This window comes from Agrococcus jenensis (genome assembly GCF_003752465.1).
Classification (GTDB): Bacteria; Actinomycetota; Actinomycetes; order Actinomycetales; family Microbacteriaceae; genus Agrococcus; species Agrococcus jenensis.
This window is the reverse complement of the sequence record NZ_RKHJ01000001.1, coordinates 2,330,034-2,351,386: the sequence shown is the minus strand read 5'-3', so window position 1 is coordinate 2,351,386 and position 21,353 is coordinate 2,330,034. Positions and strand designations below refer to the sequence as shown.

The following is a 21,353-nucleotide window of genomic DNA, read 5'->3' as shown; positions in this document are numbered from 1 at the left end:
CGCATGAGCCTGACCCAAACTATGCATTGGACGCATCACGTCCGCCTTCGTACCGTGGAGACATGACCGCACCGCACACGTCCGAGCGCATCCTCTCGACCTCCGTCCTCGTCATCGGCACCGGCGGCGCCGGGCTGCGCGCCTCCATCGAGCTCGCGCAGCAGGGCGTCCAGGTGCTCGCCGTCGGCAAGCGACGCAAGCACGACGCCCACACGACGCTCGCCGCGGGCGGGATGAACGCCGCCCTCGCGACGATGGATCACGAGGACACCTGGCAGCAGCACGCCGCCGACACGCTGCGCGAGTCGTACTTCCTCGCCGACCCGGCCATCGTCGAGACCGTCGCGCAGGGCGCCGCACGCGCGATCGCGGAGCTCGAGGAGTGGGGCATGCCGTTCGCGCGCGAGGAGGACGGCCGCATCTCGCAGCGCTTCTTCGGCGCCCACACCTACCGCCGCACGGCCTACGCCGGCGACTACACCGGCCTCGAGCTGCAGCGCACGCTGATGCGCCGTGCCGCCGCCCTGCAGGTGCAGATCATCGACACGATCTACATCACGCGCCTCCTGGTCGCCGACGGCACGATCTTCGGCGCCTATGGCTTCGACATCGTGGACGGCACGCCCGTGCAGATCCACGCGGATGCCGTGATCCTGGCCGCAGGCGGGCACACGCGCATCTGGCGGCACACGTCGTCGCGCCGGGACGAGAACACCGGCGACACCTTCCGGCTGGCCGCCCTCGCCGGGGCGCGGATCCGCGACGCCGAGCTCGTGCAGTTCCACCCGTCCGGCCTGCTCGAGCCCGACGACGCGGCCGGGACCCTGGTGTCAGAGGCCGCGCGCGGCGAGGGCGGGATCCTCACGAACGCCCTCGGGGAGCGCTACATGGAGCGCTACGACCCCGAGCGGATGGAGCTGTCGACCCGCGACCGCGTGGCCCTCGCGAGCTTCACGGAGATCGCGGAGGGGCGCGGCACCGAGAAGGGCGGCGTCTACCTCGACGTGTCGCACCTCCCGCGCGAGCGCATCCTGCAGCAGCTGCCGAGGGTGTACCGCACGCTCATCGACCTGCAGATGCTCGACATCACCACGACGAAGATGGAGATCGCGCCGACCGCGCACTACTCGATGGGCGGCGTGTGGGTCGCGGCCGACGACCACAGCACCGGCGTCGACGGGCTCTACGCGATCGGCGAGGCATCGTCGGGACTGCACGGCGCGAACCGCCTCGGCGGCAACTCGCTCATCGAGCTGCTCGTCTACGGACGCATCACCGGCGAGCACGCCGCGGCCTACGTCGCCGCGCGCACCGAGGTGCGCCGCGATCCCGCAGCGGTCGAGCTCGCTCGTCAGGAGATGACGGCGCTGCTGCGCGATGGCGGCGACGAGTCCGCGCGCCGGCTGCAGCGCGCCGTCCGCGATCTCATGTCCGAGCATGCGGGCGTCGTGCGCACCGAGCAGGGCCTGCGCGCCGGGCTGGAGTCGCTCGCGGTGCTCGAGGAGCGCGCCCAGCACGTCACCGCGCATCCCGACATCGCCGGCTTCGACGACCTCGCGCATGCCTTCGACCTGCTCGGCTCGCTGCTCGCGGCTCGCGCCACGCTGGAGTGCGCGTTGGAGCGGCGCGAGACGCGCGGCTGCCACAACCGGGCCGACTTCCCCGAGACGGATGTGACCCTGCAGGGCAACTTCGTGTGGTCGCCGAGCGGGGGCGTCAGCTTCGAGCCCCTCGCGCCGGCCCCGGAGAGCTTCCGGGCGCTCGCGGAGGCGGGCGTCGACGACTCGGTGGCTGGCAAGCTCGTCGAGTAGGTCGCGGCGCCGGGTCGCTGGCAGGCTGAGCACATGGCGCGGTCGACCTGCCGCTCCGTCGGATCCTCTGGAGGGCAGACCATGCACACCATCACCACCGCCGCGCACGACGCGGGCGTCGCGCTGGACAACCCGTTCATGCTGGCGATCATCGTCGCGGCCGTCGGCGTGACGGGGTCGATCCTCGCGCTCCTCGGTGCCTTCGCGCTCGTCGCGACGGGGCGCGACGACTGACCCACGCCGCCCGCGCGCTGGCCGGCGGCGCCGTCAGCTCTGCGGTGCCGCCGACACGTCGACGCAGAGGACGCCCGTGTTGCCGTCCTGATCGGCGATCACGGTCAGCGAGGGCGCCTGGCTGTCGTCGACGACAGTCCCGCCGGCGGCGACGGCTGCGGCGATCCGCTGCTCGCGCACCTCGGGGGCGACGTAGACCTCGACGTGGAAGCGCTGGCGCGAGGCCGACCCCTCGCCGGCGTCGCCGAACCACAGGTTCGGCACCCGCCCGGTGGCGTCGCGGATCTCGTCGGTGGGCGACCCTCGGCCCTGCGAGTCGGCGCTTCCGGTGAGCAGCGCGGCCCACACCGGCGCGATGGTCGAGGAGCCGGCCGTGTCGAGGCCGAGCTCGATGTGGCTCACGGACGCCGGATCGGCCTGGAGCCCGTGGTCGGCGGCGACCTCCGAGATGCTGCGCGCGAGGTCGATGTCCTGCTGGGTGACCCAGCCGACGACGTGCTCGGTGCCCTCGCCGTCGCGGTAGATCGCATCGTCGCTGATGAGCTCGAGGTCGATGTACCCGCTGCCCATCGAGACGATGGGGTGGTGGCCGATCGCGTCGCCCGCCTCCCCCACCGCCGTGATGAAGCGCGCACCCGTCGCGAACTCGTCGATGACGTAGCGGGCGTGCAGGCCCTGCGCGAGCTTGCGCCAATCGATGAGTCCGGCCGCGGCGATCTGCCCGCCCCCCAGCATGTCCATGGGCCGGAGTCTATGACCGCAGTCCCTCCGCCCCGCCAGTCCATCGATCGGCGGCGCCGGGATGGATGCGCGTCCCGACGCGGTCACTCGGCCATGCGCTCCCCCGCCGTTGACAGCACCCACCAGACGCCGCCGACGCCCTGGCCCGCGACGTCGCCCGCGGCGCTGTCGCCTGCGAAGGAGTAGAGCGGCCAGCCGTTCAGCGTCACCTGCGTGGCGCCGTCGACGCCCTCGATCGTGCCCACCTCGCCGGTGACGCCCTCGACCTCAGGGGCCTCCGACTCGGTGGTGACCGCGGGCCAATTGGTCGCGCAGTCCCCCTCGCACACGCTCGCGCCGGCGCCCTGGGTGTCGTTGTCGAACATGTAGACGGTCATGCCGTCGCCGTCGACGACGATCTCGCCCACGTCGGAGTCGGCGACCATGAGCATCGCCGAGGTGCTGGGCTCCTCGGAGGAGCTCGACGGCGCCTCCTCGGAGGGCGACACAGGCGGCGGCGAGCTGGAGTCGGTCGACGGGCTCGCGCAGCCGGCGAGCGCGATGACGAGCAGTCCGGCGGCCAGTGCCGCCGTGGTGGTCCTCGAAGTCATGAGAGCGTCCCTTCGTGAGCGGCCGCGGATGCGGTCATGGGGAACACGCTGCAGCGGCCCGGCGGGTTCACCCGTCCGCAAGGTCTGCACGCATGAGCACCTCACCGCTCTCCTCGAGGCGGATCTCGATGGCCGCGATCCGGTCGACGTCGAGCGCCGACGCAGCGGTGAGCCGCGCCGTCGCGCCGGGCTCGGCCCGCCAGCTCGAGACCTCGCTCGTGTTGCCGTCGACGTCCTCCACGACGAGCGCGTACGGCACGCCGTACGCGTCGTCCACGCGCTCGCCGCCGTAGCTGCACTCGAGCTCCATGCGCGTGCCCCATCCGACCGAGACGAGGTCGACGCTCGCCGCCAGCGGCGCGTCCACCACCGAGACGAGCTCCACCGCCAGCGCCTCGCGCGGGGCCGGAGCGAGCAGGGCGCTCGCCGACACCACCACCGCGGCGAGGATGGCCGCCGCGGCCGCCGCTCCGCCGGTCCACCGCAGCCGGGTGCGCCAGCGCTCGCGCGCGGCGCGGGCGAGCAGCTCCGCGCGGCCGCCCATCGCCGGGCTGAGCGGCGGCTCGACGTGCTCGCGCTCGAGCAGCGACGCCGCGTGCACCGGATCGACCCGCGCCAGCAGCCCCAGCGTCGGCGCGATCTCGGCGACCGCGCGCGCGCAGCGCTCGCACGACTCGAGGTGCTCCTCGAAGGCGCGGCGATCCGGCAGGCTGAGCGCGCCCAGCAGGTAGGCGGCATCCCAGTCCGCGAAGTCCGCGTGCTCGCGGCTCATCGAGTGACCCCCTTCTCCTGCAGCGCCAGGCGCAGCGCGCGCAGGCCGTAGTGGAGGCGCGACTTCACGGTTCCCTCCGGGATGCCGAGCTCGTCGGCGATGGCGGCGATCGAGCGCCCGCCGTAGTAGGCGCGCACGATGACGCTGCGGTGCTCGAGGCTCAGCAGCGCGAGCGCCTCCTCGATGAGCATGGCCTCGAACAGCGCGTCGGTGGCGTCGGGCGACTCCCGCTCCGGCGTCTCCGGCAGCAGCACCTCGTGCCGCCGCCGCGCGCTGCGGGTCTCGTCGATCACGAGGTGGCGCGCGACCGTCAGCATCCAGGAGCGCGCCGTCGCCGGGTCCTCGAGGATCTTCGGCGTGCGCCATGCGCGCAGCAGCGTCTCCTGGACGACGTCGTCCGCGCCGGCCCGGTCACCGGTCAGGTGGACGACGTAGCGCCATACCGGCGCGGCGTGCGCGTCGTAGAGCGCACCGAGCCGGCTCGCGTCATCGGGTGGCACCGCATGCACCTCCTCCCCCATGACACGACGGCGGGCGCTCCCAGGTTCATCGATGAACCTGACGGGCCCACGCGTCGTGTCCCAGAGTATGGACCTGCTTCCCGCCTCCGGCGCCTTCGAGATCACCGGCCTCCCGCTGCACCCGCTCCTCGTCCACGCCGTCGTCGTGCTCGTGCCGCTGACGGCGCTCGCGATGGTGCTGGGCAGCCTCTGGCCTGCCGCGCGCAGGCGGCTCGGCATCGTCACACCGCTCGCGGCGCTGCTGCTCGTGGCCCTCGTGCCTGTCACCGTCGCTGCCGGAGAGGCGCTGGCGGCGCTCGTCGGCGCGGCCCCGGCCGTGCAGACCCATGAGGGGTACGGACGGATGCTGCTGCCGTGGGTGATCGGGATGTTCGTCGTCGCCGCGGCGCAGTGGGCGTGGTTCCGCTGGGGCGCGGCGGAGCACCTCGCGCCGCCCCGCCGCGGCGCTCGGGCGATCCCGGCGGTGCTCGCCGTGCTGGCGATCGGCGTCGCGGCGGGCAGCGTCGGCATGGTGGCGCTGATCGGCGACTCGGGTGCGCGCGCCGTCTGGGGCGGGTTCGTCGGCACCGCCGGCTGACGGCGCGTCAGCCGCGCGGGCCGTCGCGGAGGGCCCGGTCGACGGCGCGCCCCACGCGCTGCCGGCCTCGCGTCAGCGACGGACCGCCTTGCCGACGAACGGGAGCGACTCCAGCATCCCCTTCTTCACGTTCTGCGGCCGCTGCATCTCGCCGTGCTTCGCCCCGAGCACGATGACGGTGCCAGCGAAGACCGGGATGACCCACTGCAGGACCTTGAGCTGCTGCTGCGCCGACTGCAGCTCGGGCGACGCCGTCGCGGACGGCTCGGTGGCGCCCTCGGCGCCCTCCTCGGCGAGCGCCTCCACCTTCTTGCCGAGGATGCTCGAGTAGAGGGTGACGGCGGCCCCCGTGACGGTCACGCCCGCCTTGATCCAGGTCCACCGCATGACGCCGTCCTGGCCGGCGTAGCGAGCCTTGTTCTTCCACAGGATGGGGACGAGCGACGCCAGGTGCGCCGCGAACGCTCCCGTCTGCACGGGTGCCCAGCGCATCCATCCCGCGCTCGACAGTCGCGTGCGCTCCCGGGGGTCCTTCGCCTCGGCGGTGGCGCCGTTGAGGCCGATGGCTCCCATGAGCGAGCCGCCGAACCAGGCGGCGGCGGTGAGGTCGTGGACCGAGCGGGCGATGAGGTTCGTGTACATGGTGACTCCGATGGTGGGATGACGTCGTGCCCACACCGTGCACCGTTTGTACCCCGACGACAACAGGCGAACGTCCAGCCTTCCCTCGCCCCGCGGCAGCTGTGGACCGTCAGCCCGGCTGCACGTTGCCGAGCAGCCGCTCGACCTCGATCTCGATCACCACGCGCTCGGGGTTCGGTCGCGGCTGGCGGTAGCGCTCGGCGTACCGGCGCACTGCCTCGGCGACGCGCTCGGGCTCCGCAGAGACCGTGGCGCGGCCCTCGACGGTGCTCCACCAGCGGCCCTCCACCTGCGAGACGGCGACCCGGCTGCCGGGATGCCTGCGCAGGTTGCGGGCCTTGTAGCTCGAGCCCGACGTGATGACCCGCACGAGCTGCCGCTCGGCGTCGAACGTCGCGCCGACGGGCACCTGGTGGATCGTGCCGTCCGGGCGCGGCGACGCCAGCATGCACAGCCGGTACTCCCGCCAGAACTGCTCGAAGTCGATCTGCTCCATGTGCCCTCCCATGCGAGCGTAGGTGGCGAGCCGACCCGAATGGCACGCCCCGCCGGGACCCAGCGGCGCGGATCGCACCGGACCGCGATGATCGGGCGTGCGGCCGCACGCTCGCGCAGACTCGATGTCGAAGGGGGAACCGTGATCGCAGCGCTCAACCGGCTCGTCGAGCTCGTCGAGGAGCACCTCGAGGGCGAGATCGACGTCGCCCGCCTCGCGCGGGAGCGCGGCACGACGGAGTACCACGTGCGCCGGATGTTCTCCTCACTCGCCGGGATGCCGCTCTCGGACTACGTGCGGCGCCGCCGCATGACGGTCGCCGCTGCCGAGCTGCTCGGGGACGGCGACCTGCTCGGGATCGCGGTGCGCTACGGGTACGGCTCGACCGAGGCGTTCGGCCGCGCGTTCCGGGCGGTGCACGGCGCGAGCCCGGCTGCCGTGCGCCGCGATGGCGGCCCCCTTCGCACACAACCGCAGCTCAGGTTCCGCCTGAGCGTCGAAGGGAGCACCACCATGGACACCCGCATCGCAGAGCGTCCGGCATTCCGGCTCATCGGCCACGCCGCCCGCGTGCCGCTCATCCACCAGGGCGTCAACCCGCACATCCAGGCGCACATCGCGGCGCTGCCGGCCGACGAGCACGCTCGGCTGAAGGCGCTCAGCAGCGAGCAGCCCGCCGGACTGCTGCAGGTCAGCGCCGACGTCGACCCCGACTACACCGAGGGCCGCGAGCTCACGTACCTCCACGGCGTCGCCGTCGCCGAGGGGGCCCCCGTGGCCGACGACCTGGACGCCATCGAGGTGCCGGCCGGCACGTGGGCGGTCTTCCGCAGCGAGGGACCGCATCCGGCGGCGCTCCAGTCCGTCTGGGCGGCGACGGCGAGCGACTGGTTCCCCTCCAATCCGTGGCGGCTGCGCCCGGGTCCGTCGATCGTGGCGGTCCTCGACCGCGCGGCCGACTTCAGCACGGCGACGTGCGAGCTGTGGCTCCCGGTGGAGCGGGCCGGCATCGAGCCGTCTCCGACCGCGAGCGCATGACGCACCCAGGCGGCGCCTGACAGGCTGGACCCCATGGTGCAGACGCTCCGGGCTCGGCTGCTGACGGCGCTGTCGGGCGATCCCGGCGGGTCGCCGGCATGGATCCGCGAGCTCGCCGAGGGCGACGACGCCGGTCACTTCGCCGCGGGCGGCGCCGCGTGGACCGTGCACGGCAGCATGGCGACGCTCGTCGCCGGCATCCGCGCACTGCTCCTCCAGGCGCTCCACCCGGGCGCGATGGCGGGCGTCCATGACTGGTCGACGTATCGGCAGGACCCCCTCGGGCGCCTGTCGGGCACCGTGCGCTGGGTCGTCTGCGTGACCTACGGCTCGACGGCGCAGGCCGACCGCGAGACGGCACGGGTCGCGCGGTTCCACCGCCGCGTCGAGGGCGCGTACGTCGACGGGACGGGCGCGGAGCGCAGCTACAGCGCCGGCGATCCGGCGCTCGCGGAGTGGGTGCACCTGGCGTTCACGGATGCGTTCCTCACCTGCCAGCAGGTGTGGGGCGAGCCCATCCCCGGCGGCCCGGATGCCTACGTCGAGGAGTGGTCGCGCGCGGGCAGGCTCATGCGCGTCGCCGAGCCGCCGACGACCGAGGCCGAGCTGCGCCGGCGGCTGCGCGGCTACCTCGAGCGCGGCGAGCTGCGCGGGGACGAGCGCGTGCGCGAGGTCGTCTCGTTCCTGCGACGCCCGATGCTGCCCGGCGCCGCCGGCATCGGCTACCGGCTGCTCTTCGAGGGCGCGGTCGCGACGATCCCGCGCCCCTACCGGCGCCTGCTCGGCCTGCGCCGCTCGCCGCTCCCCGTCGTGACGGGCACGCGCATCGTGCTCGCGATCGCCGGCCGAGCGCTCGCGTCGGGCGAGGGCAAGCGGGCCCAGGACTGGGCGCGCGAGCGGCTCGCGCGGCTGCGCCAGGCGGACGCCCCCTCGACGTGAGCCGGGCCCCCGGCGCCTCGCACAGGCGACCCATAACGGGCGACGCTACGCTCGGCGCCACGGCCCGACCGATGGAGATCACGATGACCCGCAGACGCACGACCGCAGCAGCACTGATCGCCGCGATGGGCCTGGCGCTGGCCGCATGCAGCGGCGGCACCGGCGCCGCCCCCTCATCCGAGCCCGTCGAGCCCAGCGCGTCGACCGCGCCGAGCGCGTCGTCCGGCGCGAGCGAGACGGCCGCACCGAGCGAGGGCACGACTGCCACCGCGCTCATCGGCATGGTCGGCACCGCCGACGATCCGGATGCGTACGAGATCGCGCTGACCGACGAGAGCGGCGCCCCGGTCACCACCCTGCCGGCCGGCGACTACACGCTCACGTTCGCCGACCGCTCCGCCGCGCACAACTTCCACCTCACCGGACCGGGGGGTGTCGACGTCGCCACCGACCTCGCCGGCGTCGACGAGTCGACCGTCGAGATCACGCTCGAGCCCGGCACCTACCTCTTCGTGTGCGACCCGCACGTGTCGAGCATGAGCGGCCAGGTCGAGGTCACCGCCTGACCCCGCATGCCAGCGCCCCGCCGCTCCCCCTCCGCAGGCTGACGGCGTGACGACGCGCCTGCTGCTGCTGAGCGACACGCACGTGCCGAAGCGGGCGAGGGCCGTGCAGGGGCAGGTCTGGCAGCTCGTCGACGAGGCGGACGTCGTCATCCACGCCGGCGACTGGGTCGACATCGGGCTGCTCGACGAGCTCGAGGGGCGCGCGCGCCGGCTGATCGGCGTCGCGGGCAACAACGACGGCGCGGCGCTCTGGGATCGGCTCGGCGAGGTCGCGCGGGTCGACGTCGAGGGCGTGCGCATCGCGGTCGTCCACGAGACCGGTTCGGCCGCCGGCAGGGAGCGGCGCTGCGACGAGCGCTTCGGGCCCCGCGCCGACGACCCGTGCGACGTGCTCGTCTTCGGGCACTCCCACATCCCCTGGGACTCCACCACCCCCGGCGGCCTCCGGCTCCTGAACCCGGGCTCCCCGACCGATCGGCGTCGGCAGCCGGTCGGCACGGTGATGACGGCCGTCGTCGACGGCGGTCGCCTGCACTCGGTGACGCTGGTCCCGACACCGCGCTGAGGGCTATCGTCCAGCCATGGACGCCGCCCCGAAGCCCTACCGGGCGATCAAGGCCGTGCTGTTCGCCTTCGGCACGATCGCGCTCGCGAGCGGCGCGACCGCGGTGTTCGTGAGCTCGAACGACGCGGGCTCCGCCGCGCTCGTCGTCGTCGGCGCTGCGCTGCTGGCGTTCGGCGTGCTCCTCGAGCGCATCGTCTCGCTCCGGGCCGGGCCGGTCGAGCTGCAGCTCGAGCTCGTGCGGACCCAGGCCGAGATCGCCGCGGCGGTCGAGCGCGGCGACAGCGACCGCGCGGCGCGGCTCAGCGAGCGGGCGACCGCCCTCGTCGCGAGCTTGAGCCCGCTCGCCGCCGAGTACGAGCGGGTCCGCAGCCTGCGCCCGGGCAGCCGGGAGCACCCGCAGGCCCTGGACGAGCGCGCGGTCGAGGCGGCGCGCCGCCGTGCGGCGGCCGACGACGTCGCTCCCGAGACGATCGAGCTCCTGTTCGACACGCCCGGCGCGGGCAACCGGCTCACCGCGCTCGCGCTCATCCAGGGTCGGCCGGAGGCCGCGTCGCTCCCGGTGCTCGAGCGCGCGATCCTGCACGCCGCATCCGACGTCGAGCAGCTCCAGGCGCTGCGCTCGGCAGAGGCCGCCGTCGGCTCCGCGGCGCTCGACCCGGCTCGACGCGCGCAGCTGATCGCGACGGTCGACGAGGCCGTGCGCATCGGGAGGATCCGCGGCGACGACTCCGACCGGATGCGCATCGCGAAGCGGATCGCGGGCCTGGCCTAGCCGTCACCGACGGCGCGCACCACTGGGGTACATCTCAGCCCTCCGCAGGTACGATTGGGGCGACGGTGGAGGCACCATGCAGGCAGTGGATCCGCTCCAGCCAGGGAGCGTGCTCGTCGGACGGTATCGGCTCGGCGCGCTGCTCGGCTCCGGCGGGATGGCGTTCGTCCATCGCGCCACCGACGAGGTGCTGCGCCGCGAGGTCGCGCTCAAGGTGCTCGTGCCCACGACCTCGGATTCGACCGAGCTGCAGCGCGTCCGGTCGGAGATCGACCTGCTCGCCACGCTGAGCCATCGGGCGCTCGTCACGCTCTTCGACGCGGGCAGCACGACGCTCGACGGCCGCGACATCACCTACCTGGTGATGGAGCTCGTCGACGGGCCGACGCTCGCCGCGCGGCTCGCCCTCGGGCCGCCTCCCGAGCCCGACGTCGCCCGGATGGCGCGCGACCTCGCGGAGGCGCTCGTCGTCGTCCACGCGAGTGGCGTCGTGCACCGCGACCTCAAGCCGGCGAACATCCTGCTCGCGCCCTCGCCGCTGCCCGGACGCGAGTTCGACGCCAAGCTCGCGGACTTCGGCATCGCCTCGCTCGTCGACGCCGCGCGGCTCACCGCCACGGGCATGGTGCTCGGCACCGCGGCCTACCTCAGCCCCGAGCAGGCGACCGGCGCACGCGTCGGCCCGTCGTCGGACGTCTACTCGCTGGGGCTGGTGCTGCTGGAGTCGCTCACCGGCCAGCGCGAGTTCCCCGGCACCATGATCGAGTCGCTCAGCGCCAGGCTCACTCGCGACCCGGTCATCCCCGGGTCCGTCGGCTACGAGTGGAAGTCGCTGCTCACCGCCATGACCGCGCGTGACCCGGCAGCGCGCCCCACCGCCGCTGCGGTGCTCGACCGGCTCGCCGATGTGGCCGGCGGGGCGCCCCTGCTCGTCGGTGCCGCGGCCGCGACGGCCGCCGCGATGGCGCCGAGCCCGGCGCCGACGGCAGCGCTGCCCGCTCACGCCGGGGCGACCGGATCGGCCACCACCACCGCCGACACAGCGCCGGCGCAGGCGAGCAGACGTCCGCGCCGACGGCCGTGGATGCTCGTCGGCGGCGTCGCCGCGGCCGTCGCGATCGTCGGGGCGGTGGTGGCGTTCACGCTCCAGGGACTGCCGACCACGCCGGCAGCGGTGGCGCCGACGGACTCGTCCGTGCCGGCAGTCGCGGTGACGCCGCCGCCCGCGACCTCGGAGCCGGTGGTGGTGGATCCGGTCGTCGAGCAGCCCGTCGTCGAGCAGCCCGTCGTCCAGCAGCCGGTCGTGGAGCAGCCGGTCGAGGAGCCGGTCGTGAACGAGCCCGCCACCAACACCGGCAACAACGGGAACGGCAACGGCGGTGCCGGCAACGGCGGCTCGGGCAGCGGCAACGGGGGCGGCGGCAGCGGGGCTGGCTCCGGCGGCGGCGGCGGGGGCGGCTCGGGCAACGGCGGCGGCGGCAACGGCGGCGGCGGCAACGGCGGCGGCGGCAACGGGAACGGCGGCAACGGGAACGGCTGAGCGCCCGCTCGACCGCTGCGGGGTGCACGATCGCGTCGCTCGCGACGCGGCCGGAGCACCCATCGCTCGTCGCATAGCCTGGCCGTGGTCCACCGCCCCGCCCCGAGGAGTCCCATGCCCTTCGACGTCGCCGCGCTCCGCGCGCAGTTCCCCTCGCTCGCATCCGGGATCGCCCACTTCGACGGCCCGGGCGGCACGCAGACGCCCGCCGTGGTCGGCGAGGCAATCGCGCGCACGCTGACCGCGCCGCTGTCGAACCGCGGCACCGTGACCGCGAGCGAGCGCAACGCCGGCGACGCCGTCGCCGCCTTCCGCGCGGCGATCGGCGATCTGCTCGCCGCCGACCCCTGTGGCGTGGTGTACGGGCGCAGCGCGACCCAGCTGACCTACGACTTCTCCCGCCACCTGGCGAAGACCTGGCGCCCGGGCGACGAGGTCGTCGTCTCGCGGCTCGACCACGACGCCAACGTGCGCCCGTGGATCCAGGCGGCGGAGGCCGTGGGCGCGACCGTGCGCTGGCTCGAGCTCGACCCGGCGACCGCCGACCTCGACCTGGATGCGCTCGACGACGTCATCACCGACCGCACCCGCCTCGTCGCCGTCACCGGTGCCTCCAACCTGCTGGGCACGAAGCCCGATGTGGCCCGCATCGCGCGTCGCGCGCACGAGGTCGGCGCCCTCGTCCACGTCGACGGCGTGCACCTCGCCGCGCACGCCGCCGTCGACGTGGCGGAGCTCGGCGCAGACCTCTTCGTCTGCTCCCCGTACAAGTTCTTCGGTCCGCACTGCGCCGCACTCGTGGCATCGCCCGCGCTGCTCGAGACGCTCGCGCCCGACAAGCTGCTGCCGTCGACGAACGCCGTGCCGGAGCGCTTCGAGCTCGGCACGCTGCCCTACGAGCTGATGGCGGGCGCGACAGCCGCGGTCGACTTCATCGCCGGCCTCGCGCCGGACGCAGGCTCGCGCCGCGCGCGGATCCTCGCAGCGCACCACGCGATCGACGAGCACGAGCGCCGGCTCCGCGGACGGATCGAGGACGGCCTCGCCGCGCTCGGGGAGCGGGTCACGCTGCACTCGATCGCGAGCGAGCGCACCCCCACGCTCTTCCTGACCTTCCGCGGCCGCGACGCGACCGACGCCTACCGCACCCTCGCGACGCGCGACATCCTCGCGCCCGCCGGCTCGTTCTACGCCTACGAGCCCTTCCGGGCGCTGGGCCTCGAGGTCGACGGCGGCCTGCGCGTCGGGCTCGCCGCGTACAACGACGACCGCGAGGTCGACCGGCTGCTGGAGGCGCTCACCGACTTCGTCGGCTAGGCGTCCGCGTGCTCGGGCGGCCAGACCACGCGGAACCGCTCGAACACGATCTCGTCGTCCTCCGACCACTCGGCGCCGCGGGCGGCAGCGGTGCGCTGCCAGTAGCGGCGGTGCTCGCGCCGCCAGCTCCCGAGCGAGCCGTCGTCCTCGCCCTCGTCGGCGGCGAACGCGGCATCCGCGCTCCCGAACGGCCCGACGCGCAGCTCGACGCTGCGGATGATGATGGTCGGCACACCGCGGCCGTCGCACGCGATCCAGTGCGATCCGATCCGCGGCACGTCGTCCCCGCGGGCGAGGAAGTCGGCCACGAGCTCTGCCGTCGCCCGCTTGCGGCCGCGGAGCACGATGTCGAGCAGCGCATCGGCGAGCCGCTCCGAGTCGCCGAAGTGCTCGACGGTGTGCTCGGGCGACGCCGCGACCGCCTCCGGCCGAGCGGCGGCGTAGGCCCGCCACAGCTCGGCGGCTGCCTCGAGATCGGGCGGGGCGACGGGCTGGGACGATCCGGGGGCGCTCACCCGATCGATCGTGCCAGACGCGCTCGCCGCGGTCAGCCGTGGGCGAGGATGGCCGCCGCGACCGCTCGCGGCGCCGCCCGCTGCGCGTTGTGCGGCCCGCCCGGGATGTGCACGAGCGATGCGACGGGGGCGCTGTCGCGCAGGAGCCGGCACCACCGCGCGCTCGCGATGGGGTCGTGCTCGCCGCGGATGACGAGCAGCGGCATCGTGAGCTCCCGCACCCGCTCCTCGATCGGGTACGTCAGCATCGGCTGCAGCTGGGCGACGTACCAGGGCACGCCGCAGCGGAGGTAGTCGGTCGACACGATCCAGTTCGTGGCTGGAGACTCGAGGAAGGTGTCGACGGCGAGGGCGCGCGCCTGTGCGGCGGCGGAGCGGTGGGCCACGTCCGCGACCGGGCCGATCGCGACCACGCGCGACACCAGGTCGGGCCGCTGGCGGCCGAGCTCCACCACCCACTGGGTGCCCATCGAGTGCCCGACGAGCACGGCCGGCCCCGCGTCGAGCGAGGCGACGACCTCGGCCAGCGCGGCCGCCATCGTCTCGACGTCGACGGCCCTCGCCGGCCTGGGCATCGCGCCGAACCCGGGCAGGTCGAGCGAGACGACCCGGCTGTGCGGTCGCAGCGCATCGTGCAGCCGCGCGAAGTACCGACTCGACATCCCGATGCCGTGGACGAGCACGATCGTCGGGAGGTCGGCCGCATCGGCGCGGGCCTCCGTGATGACGCGGAACGCGAGGTCGCCGATGTCGATCCGGCGCGCGAGGCGGGTGCGCGTGCGCCTCACGCGCGCACTGCTGCGGCGCGTGACATGCGCTCACGCTAGCGGCGGGACGCGCGACGGCCGCGGCGCGCCACGCCGCGGCCGTCCGCGAGCGTCAGGACGACTTCATCGGGCCGAAGTCCATGTCGATCTGCGCCATCTCCATCGCCGCCGTCGCCTCGATGAGCGCGCGCAGCTCCTTGTCGGCTCCCGGCGCGAACTCTTCGAGCCGCTCCGGCGCGATGTCGAGGGGCGCACCCTGCGGCGCCTGCTGCGACGCGTCGAGCTCGGTGCCGTCGTTCGAGGGCGACATGCCCTGGAAGATCTTGCCGGCCTCCGACTGGTCGCCGAGGTCGAAGGAGTACTGCTTGCTCTGCAGCCCGAGGTCGAGCAGTCGCTTGACCTCCGGGAACTGCTCGGCGTTGGTCTTCGGGATCGGCAGCGAGGTGCGCCAGTTCACCCCGAGCGTCTCGAGCGCCTTCGCGTAGGCGTTCTCGTGGGCCTGGTCGCGCACGATCAGGTACGAGATCGTCGAGCGGGCGGTCTTGTTCGCCGTCATCTCGTACAGCCGGCACTTCTGCAGCCGACCGGTCGACTCGAGCATCAGGTTGTAGAGCAGGTCGAGCACGAGGTTGCCCGAGTTGTAGACGTAGCTGCCGAGCCACGGGTTGCCGGCCGCGTCGACCGGCATCGCGCCCTGCGCCCCGACGAGGTAGTGGTGGATGTTGCTGTGGTCGACGGCGATGCTGAGCGGCGTCGCCCCGCGCTTGCCGGGCTCGTCGACCGGATCCGTGGGCTTGCCCTGGTAGCGCGGCGAGCCGTCGAGCAGGCGCGAGATGGTCGTGCCGATGAGCTCGACGTGCGAGATCTCCTCGGTCCCGATGCCCTGGATGAGGTCCTTGTACGGCTTGCCGGAGGGGCCGCGGAAGTTGATGCTCTGGAAGAGGTACTGCATCATCGTGCGCATCTCGCCGAACTGCCCGCCCAGGCCCTCCTGCAGGGCGTTCGCGGCGGCGGGATCCGGCTCGTCCTGCTCGATGGGGTTGATCAGCTGCTGCAGGTGGAAGTACATGTCGTCTCCGATCGATGGGGAGTCGCGACGCTACTCCTTGTACCCCAACCGCTCTAGCGAGCCGTCGCGACGCACACCGGATGCTCAGCCAGGCGCGCCCAGCCGAGCGCCGTAGGGTGACCGCCATGCCCTCCCGCACGATCGTCCTCACCGGTGCCTCCGACGGCATCGGCGCAGCCGCCGCCCGACAGCTCGCGGAGCGCGGGCACCGCCTGCTGCTCGTCGGACGCTCCGCCGAGAAGACGGCAGCGGTCGCGCAGGCGCTCGGCGCCGAGCACTTCGTCGTGGACTTCGCGAGGCTCGACGACGTGCGCGCGCTCGCCCGCGACCTCCTCGCGACGACCGAGCGCGTCGACGTGCTCGCCAACAACGCGGGTGCGATCCTCGGCCGGCGAGCGCTCACGGTCGACGGGCACGAGCAGACCTTCCAGGTCAACCACCTCGCGCCCTTCCTGCTCACGCAGCTGCTGCTGCCCGCGCTGCAGGCAGGCGAGGGCATCGTCGTGAACACCGCCAGCTCGGCGGCACGCCGGCTCGCGCGCTTCGACATCGACGACCTCGAGGGCGAGCGCTCGTTCGGCCCCAACCGCGCCTACGGCAACGCGAAGCTCGCGAACATCCTGCACGCCCGCGGGCTGCAGGCGAGGTACGGGAATGCAGGCATCAGCGCGGTCGCCTTCGACCCCGGCAACGTGCGCACGAGCTTCGCCACCGGCAGCACGAGCATCCTGCGCTTCGTCTACCGCACGCCGCTCGCCCGCCTGCTGCTCATCTCGCCGGAGCAGGGCGGCGAGAACCTGACGTTCTTCGCCGACGGGAGCCCCGGCACGACGTGGGAGCCGGGCAGGTTCTACACCGAGCGGTATCCGGCGACACCCGACCAGACGAATCCGCTCGTGCACGCCGACATGCTCGTCGACCTGCTGTGGGAGCGCAGCGAGGCGATGCTCAGCCGCGCACGCTGAGCGTCATGCCGAGCGGGTCGCCGTCCGCCGCCCGGAAGCCGAGCCCCTCGTAGACCGAGACCGCCTCGGGGCTCGCGAACAGGCCGACGACCGCCTCCGCCGGCGCCGCGGCGCGCACCCAGTCGAGCAACCGCTCGACGATCTGGGTCGCGATCCCCTGCTCCGACGCGGCCGGGTCGACCATGACGTCCTGCACGTAGCAGTAGCGCACCCCGTCGCCCACGAGCCTGCCGACGCCCACGACGGCGTCGCCCTGCCGCGCGACCACGCCGTGCAGCGAGCGGTCGAGCGAGCCGCCGATCGTCGCCCAGTCGAAGTGGTCGAGCCAGCCGACCGCATCGGCGACCGCGCGCTGCTCCTCGACGGTGGGCACGCGGTCCTCGAAGGTGGTCATGCGGAGCACCCTAGCCGCGGCTCGCTCAGAGCCGGGTGGGCACGGCGTTCGCCCAGCCGCTCGTGACAGGTTGAGCCCCATGACCGCATACGACGAGCAGCTCAAGACCATCGCCGACATCATGCGCTCCACGCGCATCGCCTCCCTCGCCTACGTCTCGATGGACGGCGGGCTCGTGTCGACGCCGATGGGCACGCAGGACTTCACCGAGCCGGGCACCGTCTGGTTCATCACCGAGCGCAGCACCTCCAAGGTCGCCGCGATCGAGGCCGACCCGCGCGTCAACGTGCACTACGCGAGCAAGAGCGGCTGGGTGTCGCTCGCCGGCACCGCCCGCTACGTCGACGACCGCGCGAAGCTCAAGGAGCTGTGGGATGCGTCGGCCGGCATCTTCATGTCCGGCACGCCCGACGACCCCGACAACGGCCTGCTCGAGGTGACCGCGTCGACCGCCGAGTACTGGGACTCCCCCGGCAAGGTCGCGACGGCCGTCAACCTCGTCAAGGGGCTCGTCACCGACGGTGAGCCGGACCTGGGCGACACCGGCATCGTCCCGCTGTAGGCGGCGCGGGCTCACGCATCGGCGGTCAGGGTGCGAGGCTGACTGCCACGATCGCGGAGAGCCCGACCCCGGCTCCTGTGAGGCCGAGCATCGCACGCCGGGAGATCTGACCGTCCCCCGCGAGTGCGCAGACCAGCGCGGCCGAGAGCAGCGTCGGCACCGCCACGAGCGCGGGACGCGCGGCCACTGCGGCGACCGGGTCGTCGACGAGGGCTCCGAGCACGACGGCGGCCAGCGGCAGCGCGAGGGCAGCGATCGCGAGCGGCGCGCTGCACCGGCCGAGCCAGCGGATGCGCGCATGCGGTGCGTCGATGGTGTGGAACGCGGCGATGCGGATCTCATCCGCGCCGGCCCGCCGCAGCACGTCGAGCTCGGCGCGCGAGAAGGGCAGATCCCAGGACCTGCGGCTCAACCGCGCCAGCGCCTCGACGGGGTCGTCGACGCGGCGCAGCACCGCGACGAGCGCATCGCGCTCGGGACCGGTCGACAGGCCCTCCACGAGGAGCCCCCAGCGCGCAGCGCCAGCCCGGTCGCCCCACCGGCGCGCCTCGTCGACGAGCCACTGCCGGGATCGAGCCGCGTCGCCGAGCGGACCGCCCGCCCACATCGCGGTGCCGACCGCGGCACGCTCGGCGGTCCTACGCTCCCGCCCCTGGAGTCGCTCGATCGACGCCCGATCGGCGTCCGAGATCGCGGCGTCGCGTGCCGTCGTGAAACGGGTCTCCGCGCGCACGATGCCCCACACCGCGAGCGCGCAGCAGGCGGCCGCCACGAGCCCGCTCACCAGCATCCAGGTCTGCGGACGATCGCCGCGCGCGAGGTCGAGCAGTGCCATGAGGAGGCTGCCGAGCACCCAGGCGCCCGCGATGAGCGCCATCACGAGCGACAGGCACCCGTCAGCGTCACTGCGGTCGGCATCCTGCGGCGGCAGCGCGAGGTCCGCGACCGCCGGAGGCACGGGATCCTCCCTGCGCAGGCCCAGATACCCGCGGACCGCGGCGGGCCCTTCCGCGATCAGCGTCAAGCGCAGCGCCCTCAGCTCGCTCACCCTCGCCCAGCCGGGCTCGACGATCCCCCACCTGGCCGCCTGGTCGAGGGCGCCGAGCGCGCGGTAGTGCTCGGCCAGCTCGCGGCGCAGCACCGGGTCGCCCTGCCACCGCACGCGATGGACGAGCGCTCGACGCGCAGCGCGCAGCGCCGCGTCCGGCTCGACGAGCAGCTGCGCGAGCACGTCGGCCGAGCGGTCCTCCACCAGCGCAGACTAGGGGCATCCGGCCGTCCGGCCGGGATCCCCGCTCACGCCACGCGCACCTCGAGCGTGAACCCCTGCCCGCGCAGCCGCTCGACGAGCACGTCGCCCATCGCGACGGCCGGGGTGAGGATGCCGCCCTCCGCGCTGCATCGCTCGCCGTCGACCGCGAGCGCGAGGCCGGCCTCGCCGAGCATCACCGACGTGGCGGCGTAGCCCGGATCGCCCTGCGCCGCGACCGTGGCGGTGACGCGTCGCCCGTCCTCGGTGCGCGTCGTCGTCTCCAGCGCGAACGATCCGGCACGGCGGCGCTCCTCCGACGGGCCGTCGCCCGGCGACGGCAGCGCCACGTCGATGAGGCTGCGCACCCCGGGCGTCGCCATGCCGACGACGAGCGCCCCCATCCCGGCCGCGATCGCCGTCGCGCGGGCGCGGCCGGCGAGCCCACGACCGGTCGGCAGCACCTCGCGGTAGCGGAAGCGCTCGCCGTACGCGCCGCCGAGCAGGGCGTCGGAGCGGCGCACGAGCCGGGTGTTGTAGCCGGCCATCACGAACGGCGCATCCCACTCTCCCGTCGCGGCGTCGAGGAACGGCGCGTGCACGTCGGGCTGGCCCGGGGCGACCCGGGCTCCAGCGCTGAGCGCGGCGGGATCCGCGAGCACCCGGCGGAGCGAGGCGTCGTCCCGCGCGCGGGCGAGCTGCAGCCGCATCGAGTCGATCGTGCCGCCGCTGATGCCGCCCGAGAGCCGTCGCACCCGCAGCGTCGTGTCTGTGAGGCCGCCCGCGCCGTCCGCTGTCGCGCGCCGGTGGAGCAGGTGCACCGCGAGATCGGACGGCACCGAGTCGAATCCGCACGACACGACGATCCGGGCACCGCTCGCACGCGCCGGCTCGTGCCAGCGCTCGATGAGCTCGCGCACGAAGAGCACCTCGCCGGTCAGGTCGGCGTAGTCGGTGCCGGCGGCCGCGCACGCCTCGACGAGCGGCAGCCCGTGCCGCTGATAGGGACCGACGGTGCTGACGACGACGCGCGTGCGCCGCGCGAGCTCCCGGAGGCTCTCCGGGTCCGCGCTGTCGGCCTCGAGCAGCGGCCAGTCGGCGGCTGCAGGCCCGAGCCCGTCGCGCACGGCCTCGAGCCGCGCTCGTGAGCGACCGGCGAGCGCGATCCGCGTGCCGCCGGGTGCCGCGTCCGCGAGGTGCTCGGCGACGAGCCGGCCGACGAAGCCGGTCGCGCCGAAGAGGGTCAGGTCGAGCTCGCGCTCCTGGCTCATGCCGAAGCCTCCCGTCGTTCCAGCATCGGGATCCCCTTCCTCGTGCCGCCAGGGCGGCGCACGCAGCACGCTAGCCCACGGGCCCGGGCGTGGAGGCCCGGCTGGAGCGCTCCCCGTACGATGCGACGGTGGCAGTGCACCCCGACGACCCGGCGGCGATCGAGCTCGCGCGCACGGCGCTGCGGGCGGTCGCGGAGCGGCTCGCGGCCGCGCACGCGCGCGATGAGGCGCTGGCGGAGCACGTCGAGCCGAAGCCGGTGCTCGGCATCCCCCGGCGGCCGCGGATGCGGTCGCTCGGCCGCGCCTGGCGGCTCGGTGCGCTGCTCGTGCAGGCGGACGGCTCGGTCTGGCGCACAGGCGTCTCGACCCGCGTGACCGAGCCCGGCCGCCCGCAGCACCACACCGCATCCGTCGAGCAGCGCCGCGCCTGGCGCGCCGCGGCGCTCCAGGGCGGCTTCCCGATGGGCGAGACCGTGAACCACGGCATCGAGCCGATCCCGCTCGACGAGTCGCTCGTCGACGGCTCCGGACCGCTCGTGGTGCGCGACGGCCGGGCGTGGGTGCGCTGGGGATCGGATGCCCCGCTCCCCCTCGAGCGCTACCTCGACGACCTCGCCGACCTGCTGCTGCATCCCCCGGAGGGCGCATGACCGCCTACCTCACCGCCCTCGGCGGCGACCGCTACCTGCCGAGCGAGCACGCGGGCGGCGCGTGGCAGCCGGGCGAGCTGCACTTCGCGCCGCTCGGTGGGCTGCTGACGCACGCGATCGAGCGGCATCGCGCCTCCTCGGGCGGAGCGCCGCTCGTGCTGAGCCGCATCGCGTTCGACATCCTCGGCTTCCTCGCGCTCGACGAGATCGCGGTGCGCGTCCAGACCCGCCGGCCAGGACGCACGATCGAGCTCACCGAGGCCACCGCATCCATCGCAGGCCGCGACGTGGCGGTCGCGCGCGCCTGGCACAGCGTCGTCGGCGACACCGGCGCGGTCGAGGGCGGGTCGGCTGCGCCGCTGCCGTCGCCGGAGCTGGCGCGTCCTGCCGCGTTCGATCCCGCCTGGGGCGGCGGGTTCGTGCGGTCGCTCGACCTGCGCCAGTCGGGCGACGCGGTGCCGGGCAGGAGCACCGCGTGGGTGTCGAGCCCGCTCGAGCTCCTCGACGGCGAGGCGGCGAGCCCGCTCGCCCGCTGGCTCGGCCTCGTCGACGTGGTCAACGGCGTCGCCGTGCGCGCGACCCCGGATGCGTGGATGTTCCCCAACCTCGACCTCACCGTGCACCTGCTGCGGCAGCCGGAGGGCCGCTGGGTGGGCCTCGACACCACCGTCGCCTTCGGACCGAGCGGCCAGGGCATCACCGGCGCCGCGCTGCACGACGAGCGCGGGCACGTCGGCCACGCGATGCAGACGCTCACCGTGCGACCCAGCCCGCGCGCCTGAGCCGCCGC

General features: G+C 74.1%; 26 protein-coding genes. 14 read left to right on the top strand and 12 right to left on the bottom strand.

Annotation, left to right across the window (positions count from 1 at the left end; translation table 11 throughout):
- The first annotated feature begins 62 nt into the window (after positions 1 to 62).
- Positions 63 to 1,811 carry an FAD-binding protein gene (locus EDD26_RS11585; RefSeq protein ID WP_123697858.1) on the top strand — a complete coding sequence of 583 codons (1,749 nt, stop codon included), beginning with the start codon at positions 63 to 65 and terminating at the stop codon, positions 1,809 to 1,811.
- A gap of 81 nt (positions 1,812 to 1,892) precedes the next feature.
- Complete coding sequence (locus tag EDD26_RS14765; protein WP_170165627.1) at positions 1,893 to 2,045, top strand: hypothetical protein; 153 nt, start codon at positions 1,893 to 1,895, stop codon at positions 2,043 to 2,045.
- Positions 2,046 to 2,078: 33 nt separating this feature from the next.
- On the opposite strand, the gene EDD26_RS11580 is transcribed toward EDD26_RS14765, so the two are convergent.
- The 4 genes from EDD26_RS11580 to EDD26_RS11565 all read right to left on the bottom strand — a co-directional run bounded on the left by EDD26_RS11580 (position 2,079) and on the right by EDD26_RS11565 (position 4,648).
- A complete protein-coding gene (locus EDD26_RS11580; protein WP_123697857.1) occupies positions 2,079 to 2,786 on the bottom strand; it encodes a 4a-hydroxytetrahydrobiopterin dehydratase in 708 nt (235 codons plus the stop codon).
- A gap of 83 nt (positions 2,787 to 2,869) precedes the next feature.
- Positions 2,870 to 3,376, bottom strand: coding sequence for a COG4315 family predicted lipoprotein (locus tag EDD26_RS11575; RefSeq protein ID WP_123697856.1), 507 nt, complete (start codon positions 3,374 to 3,376; stop codon positions 2,870 to 2,872).
- A gap of 67 nt (positions 3,377 to 3,443) precedes the next feature.
- Positions 3,444 to 4,148, bottom strand: coding sequence for a zf-HC2 domain-containing protein (locus EDD26_RS11570; protein ID WP_123697855.1), 705 nt, complete (start codon positions 4,146 to 4,148; stop codon positions 3,444 to 3,446).
- Complete coding sequence (locus EDD26_RS11565; protein WP_425453444.1) at positions 4,145 to 4,648, bottom strand: sigma-70 family RNA polymerase sigma factor; 504 nt, start codon at positions 4,646 to 4,648, stop codon at positions 4,145 to 4,147. Before EDD26_RS11565 ends, EDD26_RS11570 begins: the two co-directional genes overlap by 4 nt.
- 88 nt (positions 4,649 to 4,736) lie before the next feature.
- On the opposite strand from EDD26_RS11565, the gene EDD26_RS11560 reads away from it, so the two are divergent.
- Positions 4,737 to 5,246, top strand: coding sequence for a DUF2231 domain-containing protein (locus tag EDD26_RS11560; protein WP_123697853.1), 510 nt, complete (start codon positions 4,737 to 4,739; stop codon positions 5,244 to 5,246).
- A 72-nt stretch (positions 5,247 to 5,318) separates the two neighbouring features.
- On the opposite strand, the gene EDD26_RS11555 is transcribed toward EDD26_RS11560, so the two are convergent.
- Complete coding sequence (locus EDD26_RS11555; protein WP_123697852.1) at positions 5,319 to 5,888, bottom strand: ABC transporter permease family protein; 570 nt, start codon at positions 5,886 to 5,888, stop codon at positions 5,319 to 5,321.
- Between the two features lie 109 nt (positions 5,889 to 5,997).
- Positions 5,998 to 6,384, bottom strand: coding sequence for a pyridoxamine 5'-phosphate oxidase family protein (locus tag EDD26_RS11550; RefSeq protein WP_123697851.1), 387 nt, complete (start codon positions 6,382 to 6,384; stop codon positions 5,998 to 6,000).
- Positions 6,385 to 6,525: 141 nt separating this feature from the next.
- On the opposite strand from EDD26_RS11550, the gene EDD26_RS11545 reads away from it, so the two are divergent.
- The 7 genes from EDD26_RS11545 (at position 6,526) to EDD26_RS11515 (ending at position 13,121) form a co-directional block, all read left to right on the top strand.
- Complete coding sequence (locus EDD26_RS11545; RefSeq protein ID WP_123697850.1) at positions 6,526 to 7,422, top strand: AraC family transcriptional regulator; 897 nt, start codon at positions 6,526 to 6,528, stop codon at positions 7,420 to 7,422.
- Between the two features lie 33 nt (positions 7,423 to 7,455).
- Positions 7,456 to 8,361, top strand: a complete 906-nt coding sequence (locus tag EDD26_RS11540; RefSeq protein ID WP_123697849.1) for an oxygenase MpaB family protein — start codon at positions 7,456 to 7,458, stop codon at positions 8,359 to 8,361.
- 83 nt (positions 8,362 to 8,444) lie between these two features.
- Entirely contained in the window at positions 8,445 to 8,927 is a 483-nt protein-coding gene (locus EDD26_RS11535) for a cupredoxin domain-containing protein (RefSeq protein ID WP_148058743.1), read from the top strand.
- A gap of 46 nt (positions 8,928 to 8,973) precedes the next feature.
- Positions 8,974 to 9,492 (top strand): metallophosphoesterase family protein, encoded by a 519-nt coding sequence (locus EDD26_RS11530; RefSeq protein ID WP_123697847.1) that lies wholly within the window; start codon positions 8,974 to 8,976, stop codon positions 9,490 to 9,492.
- 16 nt (positions 9,493 to 9,508) lie between these two features.
- Complete coding sequence (locus EDD26_RS11525) at positions 9,509 to 10,264, top strand: hypothetical protein (RefSeq protein ID WP_123697846.1); 756 nt, start codon at positions 9,509 to 9,511, stop codon at positions 10,262 to 10,264.
- A gap of 76 nt (positions 10,265 to 10,340) precedes the next feature.
- On the top strand, positions 10,341 to 11,804 hold the full coding sequence (locus EDD26_RS11520) for a serine/threonine-protein kinase (RefSeq protein WP_123697845.1): 1,464 nt from the start codon (positions 10,341 to 10,343) through the stop codon (positions 11,802 to 11,804).
- 114 nt (positions 11,805 to 11,918) lie between these two features.
- Positions 11,919 to 13,121, top strand: coding sequence for a cysteine desulfurase-like protein (locus tag EDD26_RS11515; RefSeq protein ID WP_123697844.1), 1,203 nt, complete (start codon positions 11,919 to 11,921; stop codon positions 13,119 to 13,121).
- Here the strand turns inward: EDD26_RS11515 and EDD26_RS11510 are convergent.
- The 3 genes from EDD26_RS11510 to EDD26_RS11500 form a co-directional block, all read right to left on the bottom strand.
- On the bottom strand, positions 13,118 to 13,576 hold the full coding sequence (locus tag EDD26_RS11510; protein ID WP_123698563.1) for an ASCH domain-containing protein: 459 nt from the start codon (positions 13,574 to 13,576) through the stop codon (positions 13,118 to 13,120). The genes EDD26_RS11515 and EDD26_RS11510 overlap by 4 nt on opposite strands.
- A 92-nt stretch (positions 13,577 to 13,668) precedes the next feature.
- Positions 13,669 to 14,424 (bottom strand): alpha/beta fold hydrolase, encoded by a 756-nt coding sequence (locus EDD26_RS11505; protein ID WP_123697843.1) that lies wholly within the window; start codon positions 14,422 to 14,424, stop codon positions 13,669 to 13,671.
- 91 nt (positions 14,425 to 14,515) lie between these two features.
- Entirely contained in the window at positions 14,516 to 15,472 is a 957-nt protein-coding gene (locus EDD26_RS11500; RefSeq protein ID WP_123697842.1) for a manganese catalase family protein, read from the bottom strand.
- 125 nt (positions 15,473 to 15,597) lie between these two features.
- On the opposite strand from EDD26_RS11500, the gene EDD26_RS11495 reads away from it, so the two are divergent.
- On the top strand, positions 15,598 to 16,437 hold the full coding sequence (locus EDD26_RS11495; protein ID WP_123697841.1) for an SDR family NAD(P)-dependent oxidoreductase: 840 nt from the start codon (positions 15,598 to 15,600) through the stop codon (positions 16,435 to 16,437).
- Here EDD26_RS11495 and EDD26_RS11490 read toward each other — a convergent pair.
- Positions 16,421 to 16,831 (bottom strand): GNAT family N-acetyltransferase, encoded by a 411-nt coding sequence (locus tag EDD26_RS11490; protein ID WP_170165626.1) that lies wholly within the window; start codon positions 16,829 to 16,831, stop codon positions 16,421 to 16,423. The genes EDD26_RS11495 and EDD26_RS11490 overlap by 17 nt on opposite strands.
- A gap of 79 nt (positions 16,832 to 16,910) precedes the next feature.
- Between EDD26_RS11490 and EDD26_RS11485 the strand changes: the two genes are divergently transcribed.
- On the top strand, positions 16,911 to 17,393 hold the full coding sequence (locus EDD26_RS11485) for a pyridoxamine 5'-phosphate oxidase family protein (protein WP_123697839.1): 483 nt from the start codon (positions 16,911 to 16,913) through the stop codon (positions 17,391 to 17,393).
- 25 nt (positions 17,394 to 17,418) lie between these two features.
- On the opposite strand, the gene EDD26_RS11480 is transcribed toward EDD26_RS11485, so the two are convergent.
- Both EDD26_RS11480 and EDD26_RS11475 read right to left on the bottom strand, forming a co-directional pair.
- A complete protein-coding gene (locus EDD26_RS11480; protein ID WP_123697838.1) occupies positions 17,419 to 18,645 on the bottom strand; it encodes a hypothetical protein in 1,227 nt (408 codons plus the stop codon).
- Positions 18,646 to 18,689: 44 nt separating this feature from the next.
- Positions 18,690 to 19,913 carry a saccharopine dehydrogenase family protein gene (locus EDD26_RS11475; protein ID WP_123697837.1) on the bottom strand — a complete coding sequence of 408 codons (1,224 nt, stop codon included), beginning with the start codon at positions 19,911 to 19,913 and terminating at the stop codon, positions 18,690 to 18,692.
- 128 nt (positions 19,914 to 20,041) lie between these two features.
- Between EDD26_RS11475 and EDD26_RS11470 the strand changes: the two genes are divergently transcribed.
- Positions 20,042 to 20,563 carry a hypothetical protein gene (locus tag EDD26_RS11470; RefSeq protein ID WP_123697836.1) on the top strand — a complete coding sequence of 174 codons (522 nt, stop codon included), beginning with the start codon at positions 20,042 to 20,044 and terminating at the stop codon, positions 20,561 to 20,563.
- Positions 20,560 to 21,345, top strand: coding sequence for a thioesterase family protein (locus tag EDD26_RS11465; protein WP_123697835.1), 786 nt, complete (start codon positions 20,560 to 20,562; stop codon positions 21,343 to 21,345). The genes EDD26_RS11470 and EDD26_RS11465 overlap by 4 nt, the downstream gene beginning before the upstream one ends.
- The last annotated feature ends 8 nt before the right edge of the window (positions 21,346 to 21,353 follow it).